Origin of the sequence: Kitasatospora herbaricolor, assembly GCF_030813695.1 — a bacterium.
Lineage (GTDB): Bacteria > Actinomycetota > Actinomycetes > Streptomycetales > Streptomycetaceae > Kitasatospora > Kitasatospora herbaricolor.
This window is the reverse complement of record NZ_JAUSVA010000002.1, coordinates 5,459,064-5,469,026: the sequence shown is the minus strand read 5'-3', so window position 1 is coordinate 5,469,026 and position 9,963 is coordinate 5,459,064. Positions and strand designations below refer to the sequence as shown.

The following is a 9,963-nucleotide window of genomic DNA, read 5'->3' as shown; positions in this document are numbered from 1 at the left end:
TGGGGGTCGGGATGCGTGGCCGGGCGACCCTGGGTGGGGGCGCCCGCCCAAGCGCCGGGAACCGTGGCGCCCTTTCCTGGAGGGCGCCACGGGTCTCGGCCTCCTCGCGTTCCGGGCCGGTGCCGCCGTCGGACGAAGCACCGCCGCGCGGCCGGTGGCCCGCCCCGCGCGAACAGCGGAAAGCCCCCGCGGGCCCGGGCCCGCTCCCTACCCTGGTGTCGAGGACGCGACAGCGCCGCGACAGGCAGGGCGCAGCGGCGGGCCGTGACGGAGGGGGTGGTCGTCGTGCGCGTGGTCGTCACGGGCCAGGGCCGGACGGGGCTGCCGCTGGCCGTCCGCGCGGCGGAGGTGGGGCACCGGGTCGTCGGGTACGACGTGGACGAGCACCGGATCAAGCGGCTGACCGCGGGCGAGTCCTACGTCGCGGACGTCCCGGCCGCCCGGCTGCGCCCGCTGCTGCGCGGCGGCGCCTACCGGCCGTCGGCCGACCCGGCCGACGTCGAGGGCTTCGACGTCGCGGTGATCACCGTGCCGGCCCCGCTGCGCGACGGCGCCCCGGACCTCTCCCGCGTCGAGTCCTCCGCGATGCTGCTGGCCCGGCACCTGCGGCCGGGCGCGACGGTGGTGCTGGAGTCGACCGGCTACCCCGGGACGACCGAGGAGCTGCTCGCCCCGCTGCTGGAGGAGGGCTCCGGGCTGATCGCCGGGCCGGACTTCCACCTCGGCTGCAGCCCCGAACGGATCGACCGGGGAGACCCGGCCTGGCGGCTGGAGAACACCCCGAAGGTGGTGTCGGGCCTCGGCCCGGCGGCACTGGCGGCGGTCGACGGCTTCTACCGGCAGCTGGTGGAGCGGACCGTCCCGGTCTCCTCCTGCCGCCAGGCGGAGCTCACCCAGCTGCTGGAGTGCGGGTTCCGGCAGGTGAACACCGCCCTGGTCAACGAGCTGGCGATGTTCGCCCACGACCTCGGGCTGGACCTGCGGGAGGCGATCGACGCGGCCGCCGCCAAACCCTTCGGCCACCCGCGCTTCACCCCGGGGCCCGGGGCGGACGGGCCCTGCCTGCCGATCGACCCCGCCTTTCTGCCCTGGCGGGCACAGCGGGCACTCGGGCAGTCCTTCCGCCTGGTGGAGCTGGCCAACGAGGTCAACGGCCGGATGCCCGAGTACGTGGTGCGCCGGCTCACCGCGGCGCTGGCGGAGCGGCGACGGCCGGTCCGGGGCTCACGCGTCCTGCTGCTCGCCCCGGCGGACGAGGGAGGAGCCGCCGGGGGCTCCGGGAGGACGCCGGCGGCCCGGATCGCCGAGTTGCTCACCCGGGCCGGCGCCGAGGTCAGGGTCGCCTGCCCGCACCCGGTGTCCGGCCCGCACCCGCCGGCCGGCCCGCACCCGCCGGCCGGGCCGTCCCCGGACGGCGGCCCGTCCGCGTCCGCCGCCCGGGCGGGGGCGACGCCCGGGGAGCTGGCCGCGGCGGACGCGGTCGTCCTGCTCACCGACCACGAGGACGTCGACGACCGGGCCGTGACCAGGCACGCCCGGTACCTCCTGGACTGCCGACGGCGCCCGGCCGGGGCCGCGGTGGAGGTGCTGTAGCCGGCCGGCCGCGCGGCCGGCCGTGCTCAGATCCGGCGGGGGTGGACCGTGTGCGGCGTCGCGTAGTCGGATCCGTCGTCGACGATCACGATCTTCGGGATGATCCGGGTCGCGACCTCCTCCCCGCCGGGAGCGCCGGTCGAGGGCGCGCCGGTCGAGGGCGCGGTGGCCGGCTTCGGCGGGACGGCCGGACCGGCCGCCGCGTCGGCGGGGGCGTCGGTGGGGGCGTCGGCGGGGGTCTCGACCGCGGCGGCCGGGGCCACCCGGCCGGGGACGAAGACGGGCGCGGCGGGCGTCACCGGGAGCACCTCGGTGGCGGCGTCGCCCGGAACGGCGGGCGTGGCGCCGGGCTCGGCACCCGCCGCACGGGCGGGGGCTCCGGCCCGGGCGGCCACCGGGAAGCCCGCGGCGGCCCGGGGGTCCTCGGCGGCCGGGGGCGCGTCGACGGTCAGCACGATCTCGCCGGTGTCCGCCTCCGGGTCCACCGGACGGCCCGCCGGGCGGGCCACCGCCCGCAGCTGGACCGTGCCGCCCACCGCGACGGGCCCGGCCACGACCGCGTCCTCGGCGTCGGCGTCGGCCGGCGCCTGCTCGGCCGCGGGCAGCGCCGCGCCCTGCGGGCCGGGCTCCGGCTCGGGCTCGATCGCACCCACCGCCGCGCCGGTCAGCGAGGCCAGGGTGCCCTTGATGTGGTCGAGGTGCTGCTGGACCACCTCGTAGCGGGTCGCGAACTCGCTCTGCTCCTGCTCGCTGATCGCGTTGACCCGCTCCGCCTCCCGGCGGGCCCGGTCGATCAGCTGGTCCGCCTTGGCCTGGGCCTCCGCGTCCGACTGCTTGATCTGGCCGAGCACCGTCTCGCGGTACTGCTCGGCCTCCTTGAGCCGGCGCTCCGCGGTCATGGTGATCTTGGAGTCCTCGGCGTCGGCCTTCACCACGGCGGCGGCGAACATCTCGTCCGCGCTGCGGCGCAGGTCGGCCAGGGCGGCCTCGGCCTGCTCGGAGGCCTCGGCGGCGGCCACCCGGACCTTGGCGGCGTGCGCGGTGGCGGCGTCCCGGACGCCGCGGGCGTCCCGGTCGGCCTCGCCGCGCAGCTGCTCGGCCTCGGCCCGGGTCCGCTCCTCCATGCGCCGGGCGGCCTGGTCGGCCTCGGCACGGACGGCGGTCGCGTACTCCTCGGCGGCCCGGGCCAGTGCCTGGCCGGCCTCGTAGACCTCGTCGCGGGTGTCCTCGGCGAAGCGCTCGGCGGCCTCGCGGACGGCCAGCGCCTCCGCCTCGGCGGTGCGGGCCAGCCCGGCGGCCTGCTCGCTGAGCACGCCGTAGTCGGGCTCCGGGGCGTCCTCGGCGGTCTGCTGGATGTCGGCGAGCCGCTTCTCCATCTCCCGCAGGCCGGCGCCGAGCACGCTCAGTCGCTCCCAGGCGGCGTCCCGCTGGGCGGTCAACGCGACCAGGGACCGGTCGACCTGTTCGGGCGCGTAGCCACGCCGGCCAACGGTGAAGCCGTACTGGGAGACGGCGTCGCTCATGGGCTCTTCCCCTCGTGATCACGGGCTGCGGAGCCCAGGGCCGGATCGAATCGATGCGTGGCGAGGAGCGGGCGGGTACGACCGTCCTCTTGACCTATTTTGCGCAGATCGTGGCGAAACCCCAACGAGGCGCCGCCGTACCGACCCGGACGGGGGGCGTACCCGAGGCCGGTACGCCCCCGTCACCTGCGGCGATCCGCTAGAGCAGACCGTCCCAGAACTGTTCGAGAAGAACGGCCCACCAGGTGTCCGCGGACTGCAGCGCCGCCGGGTCGATCGCGGCCAGCTGGGTCTGGAAGTCCGTGGTCCAACGACCCGCCTGGTCCGGGGTGAGCGAGTACCGCAGCCGCCACATCCGGCCCAGCAGGGCGAGCGAGCGGACGAACTCCGGCACGCCGGTGTTCACGAAGCGCGGCGGCTCGCCGCCGCCCTCCAGGTCCACCGCCACCACGGCCGCGGTGCCGTACTGCACGCACAGCTGGCGCCCGTAGTCGTTGCCGAGGACGAGGTACCCGCCGAAGTCCGGCCCGCCCTGGACGCCGCGCTCGGCGGCCAGCTCGGCCAGCGTCGGGATCGGGCGGCCCTCCTGCGCCTGGGCCCAGAAGAACGGCCCGAAGTCCCGCGGCAGACCGGCCCACATCAGGGTCTGCGCGACCGGCTCCGGCACCCCCTGCCGGGCGACCGCGCGCTGCTCGAAGCGGAACACGGCCGGCCCGAAGGCCTGGCCCAGCTCCGCCGCCAGCTGCTGCGGCGGGAGCGGCGGCAGCGGCGGCACGCTGCCCGGGGCGGGCAGCGGCGCCCGGACGGGGCGCGGGCGCTGCGGGGCGGAGGCCAGCTGGTGCAGCTCGTCCAGATGGTCCAGCAGGTGGGACATCCCCGCCTGCCGGGCCTGCTGGTCCCGCCCGTAGCCGGCGGTGTGGGTCAGCCGCACGTTCGGCCAGGACGCCCGGATCATCCGCGCGCAGTAGCCGCCCGGCAGGTCGCAGGACTCCAGCTCGGTGTAGAGCTCCAGCACCTGCTCCGGCGGGACGTTCAGCCGGCGCAGCTCCTGGAGGATCTTCCACTCCGGGTGCGGTGTGCCCGGCTCGCTGCGCTGCAGCAGCTTCTGCTCCGAGCCGTCGGGGGCCCGGTAGCTGAGCGCGGCGAAGTAGCCGGGACCGACCACCGGGACGCCGGGGGGCACCGGCGGGCCCTGCGGGCCGGGGGCGGGCGGCGGCACCACGGCGGGCGCGACGGCCGGGCCCGGGGCCCCGGGGGCGCCGGCGCCCGGGTAGCCGTAACCGGCCGGCGGCATGGCGGGGTGCGGGGTGCCGGGGCCGCCGGGCAGCTCGACCGCGTGCGCCAGCTGGGTCCGCTCGTACGCGACACCGGCGGCGGCGCCTCCCGCGGCGGCCGGCGCAGCGGCGGGGGCCGGGGCGGGCGGCGCGGCCTGGCCGTCGGCGCCGCGCAGCCCGGGCGGCGGGGGCGGCGGCGGGGCGCTCGAACCGGACCGGCCGAGGCCGCCGGCCGCCGGGGCGGCGCCGGGGGTCTGGCGCAGCCCGCCCGGGGGAGGCGGCGGCGGAGCGCTCGCGCCGCGGCCGCCGGCACCCTGCGCGGGGCCGGCGCCGCCGCGCAGGTCGGCGGGCGGCGGGGGCGGCGGGGCGCTCGAACCGGACCGGCCGAGGCCGGCCGGGCCCGGGGCCGCGGGGGCACCGGGCAGGCCCATCAGGCCGGGCACGCCGTCGGGCGGGGCCAACATGGTCGGCGCGTGGTCGACGGCGGGTCCGCCCGCGGGCGGACCGGGCACGCCGGGGGCGCCGGGCAGGCCGTCCGGGGGCGCCAGCACGGTCGCGGCGTGGTCGACCGGCGGCGGGGTGCCGGGGGCGCCGGGCAGGCCGGCCAGGCCCGGCAGCGCGCCGGGCGGGGCGAGCACGGTCGGCGCGTACCCGTCGGCGGCCGGCTGCTGGGCCGGGAACGGCGGTGTGGCGCCGGGCGGCGGCGGGGGCCCGCCGGGCAGGCCCTCGGGCAGCAGCACGGTGGCGGCGGCGTCGCCGGCCGGTGCCACCGGCGCGTCCGGGCCGGACGGCGGGGCGAGCATGGTCGGCGCGTCCCCGGCCGGGCGGTCGGAGGCGGGCGGCGTGCTGAGGACGGCCGGCCCGGCGCCCTGGCCGTACCCGCCGGCGAACTCCGGCTCGGGAGCGGGCGCGGGCATGGGCGCAGGAGCCGGCGCGGCGGGTGGCTGGGCGGCGGGCGCGGGCTCGCCGAGCCGCGCGGCCTCCGCCGCGATCGCCGCCGCGCCGGCCTCCTGCAGCCACTGCGGCGGGCTGAGCAGGAAGGACGTCGCCTCGACCGGCCCCGGGGCCGGTCGGGCCGCACCCGCCGGATTGGCCCCCACCGGCCGCCCGTAGACCTCCTCGTACTGCCGGACCACCTCGTTCACCGGCAGGGCCGGCCACAGGGTGCTCGCCCCGGTGTCCCGGGCGATCACCAGCCGGACCTCGCCGCCGTCGGCCGCCGGGCCCTCGGCCGGGTCCACCGACCAGCAGACGAAGCCCAGGTCGAACTCCCGGACCCGCACCTCGCGCTGCTGCGAGCGCGGCACCCCGCCATTGATCCAGTCGTCCGCGACCGCCTGCGCCTGCGCGTACGTCACCACGCCCGGTTCACCCCTGTCCGCTCACCATCTGTTGCCTGACCCGCCCGCCGCCCGCCGCGCATCTCAGCGCACCGGGACGGCCCGGGCGAACCCGCCGTCCACCATCAGCTCCGCGACCGTCTCCAGCTCCGGCGGACTGCCGGCCAGCCGGAGCAGGAAGGCGTCGAAGTCGTCCCCGCAGGGCAGCAGCAGCCGCGCCACCCGGTCCTCGGGCGCCTCCGGGCCGCCGGTGTCCCGGGCGTCGTCGTAGAGGCAGGCCCAGACCGAGCCGGTGCCCTCGCCGCGGACCTTGATCGCCAGCAGGCCGCCCTGGACGTACGCGATCCCGAGGTAGTCCTTGGTCAGGTGGTCGCGCAGGCACTTGTTGGCGTAGACGAGGTCGTCGACCCCGTACTCCTCACTGAGCGTCAGGAACGGCTGGTCGAGCAGCAGTCCGTACTCGGTGTCGAGCGCGACGCCGGCCGGCGTGCGGCCACCGGCGACCTTGAGGAAGTTGCGGTAGGCGCCGGGCAGCCGGTACCCCAGCCGCTCCTCGGCCCGCTGGACGAGGTCCTCCGGGACGCTCAGCGGGTCGCCGCCGTCCTTGGCCAGCGAGAAGTGCACCGGGCGGTGCTCCTGGAGCGGGCGGGTGCCGCGCCGGCCGTGGTCGGCCGAGGAACGGGCCAGGCCGCCGTGGTGCCGCAGCAGCGCCTTCACCTCGACCGGGACGAGCTCCATCCGGCGCCAGCCCGGGGCGGCCCGCCCGACGGCGTGGTGCCAGGTCCAGCCGGGCGGGGTGGCGACGGCGGTGTCCTGGTCCGCCCAGAGCTCGTGGCCCTGGGTGAACAGCGCGGCGTTCGCCGAGACGAAGTCGGTCAGTCTCAGCTCGTCGACCCCGAAGCCTTCCGGCGGGTCGGCGACCTCGGCGGCGGCCGCGGCGTACGCGCTGAAGTCCGGGTACCCGTACTCGTCCACCCGGACCCCGGCGGGATGCCTCTGCGCCCGTACCGGGTCCGGGAACTGCACCACCTGGCCCGCGTACGCCCCGTTGGGCGCGGCGGCGGTGCCGGGCCGACCTGTCGTCATCTGGGAGCCCCCACCTACTGAAGCCGATTGCTGGACACCAGGGTAGGGGGTCGGCCCGGAGCGCGGTCGCCCCGCCTGGAGGTTCGTCCGAGCAGGCCGGGGCGGCCGGCGGCGAACGCCGCCCGGCCCGGCAGCGGCACCGCCCCGCGGTCCGGGCGCGCACCGACCGGGCCTCCGGTCCGGCGGCGCGCCAACGCGCGGCGGACCGCCCCAACAGCACCTTCGCGCGCAGGAGTTGCCGACCCCCGGCGACAGGGACGGCACCGGCGGCCGCCCGCCCGGCCAGGGCCGACCAAGGCCCTCCCGGGAGGCGCCGGCGGCCGCCCGCCCCCGGCATCGGCGGACGATTCGTGAGGAACACGTGCAGATCCGGCCCCCGCCACGTGCGCACCGGCCCCGCCTCCCACGATCCGGGCCGCCGATGCCCCATCCTTCTCTCCCCGGCCCAACACCCCGGGTGACCGACTGACAGTGGCGTTTGACAGGCTTGGGCCCCGGGCCGGAGCCGGCCCGAACCGCCACCGGCCCGCGCCCGCGGAACTACCCGCCGGTAGCCCGGGCGGACCGGCCGGCCGACGCCCGGGCCCGGACCCGGGCGGTGACCGGCCCGGGCAGGAACCCCGTCCCACCAGGGGCGACCCGCCCGGACACCACGCAGAAGGAGGAGGCCGTATGACCGTCGAGGAGACCACCCCGGCCGGCGCCCCCCAGCTGCGCCACCTCCGCGACAGCCTGCTGCCCGCCGTCGCGGCCGCCCTCTCGCTGCGCGGCGGCGAGGTGCTCACCCTGGCCGGCGACAAGGCCGAGCACCGCCCCGGCCTGCACCCGCTGATCGGCGACTTCCTGGACGCCCTGCCGATCGAGCACCGCGAGCGGTTCACCGGGCACTGCCCGGAGGCCGTCCTGCTCTCCCAGCACCTCAGCACGGTGGACGCCGGCCGCTCCAAGCGCGCCGCCCGCAAACCGCTGAGCCTGGGCGAGGCCCGCAAGTCCCTCAAGGGCGCCCGGCTGACCACCGTCCGGATCCGGGAGGAGCACGATCCCGCACACGGCACCCACGCACCGCCGTGCCGCTCCTGCGAGCCGCTGCTGGAGCACCTGAACGTCCAGAGCGTCGCCGTCGGGCCCCCCGGCGCCTGAGCCGCCGCCCCGCCGCACGACCCCTGTCCCCGATCGATGGAGCACGCCCTGAACCCGCTCAGTCAGACCCCCTCCCGGCTGCGGCCGCGCTTCCCCGCCGACGTCGCCGCCGAGCTCAAGCAGGCCGGCTGGCACCCCGGCCGCTGGCAGATCCAGCAGGCCGAGGAGTGGGCCGACGCCCTCGCCGGGTACGGCACCCCCGGCGACGCGCACGGCGTACGGCACTCGGTGTTCCCGGCGGCGGTGGAGGCCTGGGCCGAGTTCGGCGGCCTGCACTTCGAACCGTCCGGCGCCGGCCGCGAACTGGCCCGCACCCCGTTCCTGCTCGACCCGCTCTGCGGCCTGCACCAGCCGCGCACCCTGGCCGACCTCGGCCGCGCCCTGGACACCAAACTGGCCCCGCTCGGCGAGGAGATGTACGGCCGGGCACTGCTCGCCATCGACGAGGCCGGCCGGGTCTACAGCCTGGACCACATCGGCGAGTGGTTCCTCGGCGAGGGCGTCGACGAAGCGGTCACCACCCTGCTGCTCGGCACCGTCCCGGAGCGGCTGCGCACCGGCCCGCCGCCGGCCTGACCCGGGACCCGGGCGGCCCGGCACCCGCCCGGCCGGGACACCGCCCGGCCGCCCGCTCAGCCCAGCCGCTCGCTCTGCAGCGCCAGCCGCGAGGGCAGCACCGCCTCCACCCGGAACCCGCCGTCGCACTCCGGCCCGGCCCGGAACGTGCCGCCCAGCGCCACCACCCGCTCGCGCATCCCGACCAGCCCGTTGCCCCCGCTCGGCAGACCCACCCGCTCGACCGCCGCCGGACACCCGTTCACCACCGCCACCCGGACACCGTTCGGCACGTACGCCAGCAGCACCGCCACCAGCGCCCCGCCCGCGTGCTTGTGCGCGTTGGTCAGCCCCTCCTGGACCACCCGGAACGCCGTCCGCTCCGCCTCGGCGCTGAACGGCCGCCGCGCCCCGCTCACCGTGAAGGTGACGGCCATCCCCGCCGCCTTCGACTGGTCCACCAGGCCCGGCAGCCCCGACAGCCCGTCCGGCTGCTCGCCCCCCGCGCCCGGCTCCTCGGCCATCCGCAGCACCCCGAGGATCTCCCGCAGCTCGTCCAGCGCCTGCCGGCCGACCTCCGCCACCAGCTTGGCGCTCTGCGCCGCCTTCTGCGGATCCTTCGCCACGATCCGCTCCAGCGCACCGGCGTGCACCACCATCAGGGACACCCGGTGCGCCACCACGTCGTGCATCTCCCGGGCGATCCGGGTCCGCTCCTCCAGCCGCGCCCGGCGGGCCCGCTCCTGCGCCTGCTCGGCCAGCAGGTCCAGCTCCGTCTCCAGACCGTGCGCGCGGTCCTTCAGCGACTCCACCAGTCGCCGCTTCGCCCCCACGTACAGGCCGGTGACCACCGGAGGAACCGTCAACGCCACCCCCACCAGCACCGCCAGCAGCACCAGCCCCCACAGGGGCGGCCCGCCCACCTCCGGAGAGGGCGCCGAGGTACCGGGCGCGAGCATCGCCGTCAGCACCATCCCCACCGACTCGACGAAGGCCAGCCCCGACAGGGCCACCACCCGCCGGCGCCGCGAGGGCCACTCCCAGGTCGCCGCCAGCGTGTACAGCGACACCATCAGCAGGATCACGCCGAACAGCCCCGGCAGGAACAGCAGCGCCATCAGCGCCGGCACCGCCGGCCAGCGCCGGCGCACCACCAGCGACGCCCCCGCCAGCACCCCGACCACCAGCGCCGGGACCGCCAGCGGCAGACCCATCCCCAGCCGGTTGCCGACGAACTGGTACGCCCCGAAACCGCACTCCAGGCCGGCCAGCGCGGCCAGGCCGATGTCCAGGAACGCACTACGGCGCCGCTTCCACCACCACAGCGGCCGGACCGGCGGCGCTGCCTCCCCAGGCGGGTTACTCATACCCGACAGCCTAGGCGCTGGCGCGATCCGGCCCCATCGGATTCCCCGCCGCCGCGCCCCGGCGCACCCCCGCCGACCCCCGCCA

7 protein-coding genes are annotated in these 9,963 nt (G+C 78.0%); 3 read left to right on the top strand and 4 right to left on the bottom strand.

Translation table 11 applies throughout. From position 1 onward, the window contains the following. Positions 1-285 precede the first annotated feature (285 nt). Positions 286-1,593 carry a nucleotide sugar dehydrogenase gene (locus tag J2S46_RS24295; protein ID WP_229912879.1) on the top strand — a complete coding sequence of 436 codons (1,308 nt, stop codon included), beginning with the start codon at positions 286-288 and terminating at the stop codon, positions 1,591-1,593. A 26-nt stretch (positions 1,594-1,619) separates the two neighbouring features. Here the strand turns inward: J2S46_RS24295 and J2S46_RS24290 are convergent, their stop codons facing one another. From J2S46_RS24290 to J2S46_RS24280, 3 genes are all read right to left on the bottom strand, one after another. Then, positions 1,620-3,116, bottom strand: coding sequence for a hypothetical protein (locus J2S46_RS24290; protein ID WP_191291148.1), 1,497 nt, complete (start codon positions 3,114-3,116; stop codon positions 1,620-1,622). 199 nt (positions 3,117-3,315) lie between these two features. Then, positions 3,316-5,751 carry an SUKH-4 family immunity protein gene (locus J2S46_RS24285; RefSeq protein ID WP_307351120.1) on the bottom strand — a complete coding sequence of 812 codons (2,436 nt, stop codon included), beginning with the start codon at positions 5,749-5,751 and terminating at the stop codon, positions 3,316-3,318. 63 nt (positions 5,752-5,814) lie between these two features. Beyond that, the gene (locus J2S46_RS24280; RefSeq protein ID WP_191291146.1) at positions 5,815-6,816 is read right to left on the bottom strand and encodes an SMI1/KNR4 family protein; all 1,002 of its coding nucleotides are present in this window, start codon (positions 6,814-6,816) and stop codon (positions 5,815-5,817) included. Between the two features lie 672 nt (positions 6,817-7,488). On the opposite strand from J2S46_RS24280, the gene J2S46_RS24275 reads away from it, so the two are divergent. Further along, positions 7,489-7,956 (top strand): YwqJ-related putative deaminase, encoded by a 468-nt coding sequence (locus J2S46_RS24275; RefSeq protein WP_191291145.1) that lies wholly within the window; start codon positions 7,489-7,491, stop codon positions 7,954-7,956. Between the two features lie 36 nt (positions 7,957-7,992). Then, entirely contained in the window at positions 7,993-8,532 is a 540-nt protein-coding gene (locus J2S46_RS24270) for an SUKH-3 domain-containing protein (protein ID WP_191291144.1), read from the top strand. Between the two features lie 56 nt (positions 8,533-8,588). Here J2S46_RS24270 and J2S46_RS24265 read toward each other — a convergent pair whose 3' ends face one another. Then, complete coding sequence (locus J2S46_RS24265) at positions 8,589-9,878, bottom strand: sensor histidine kinase (RefSeq protein ID WP_191291143.1); 1,290 nt, start codon at positions 9,876-9,878, stop codon at positions 8,589-8,591. Positions 9,879-9,963 lie beyond the last annotated feature (85 nt).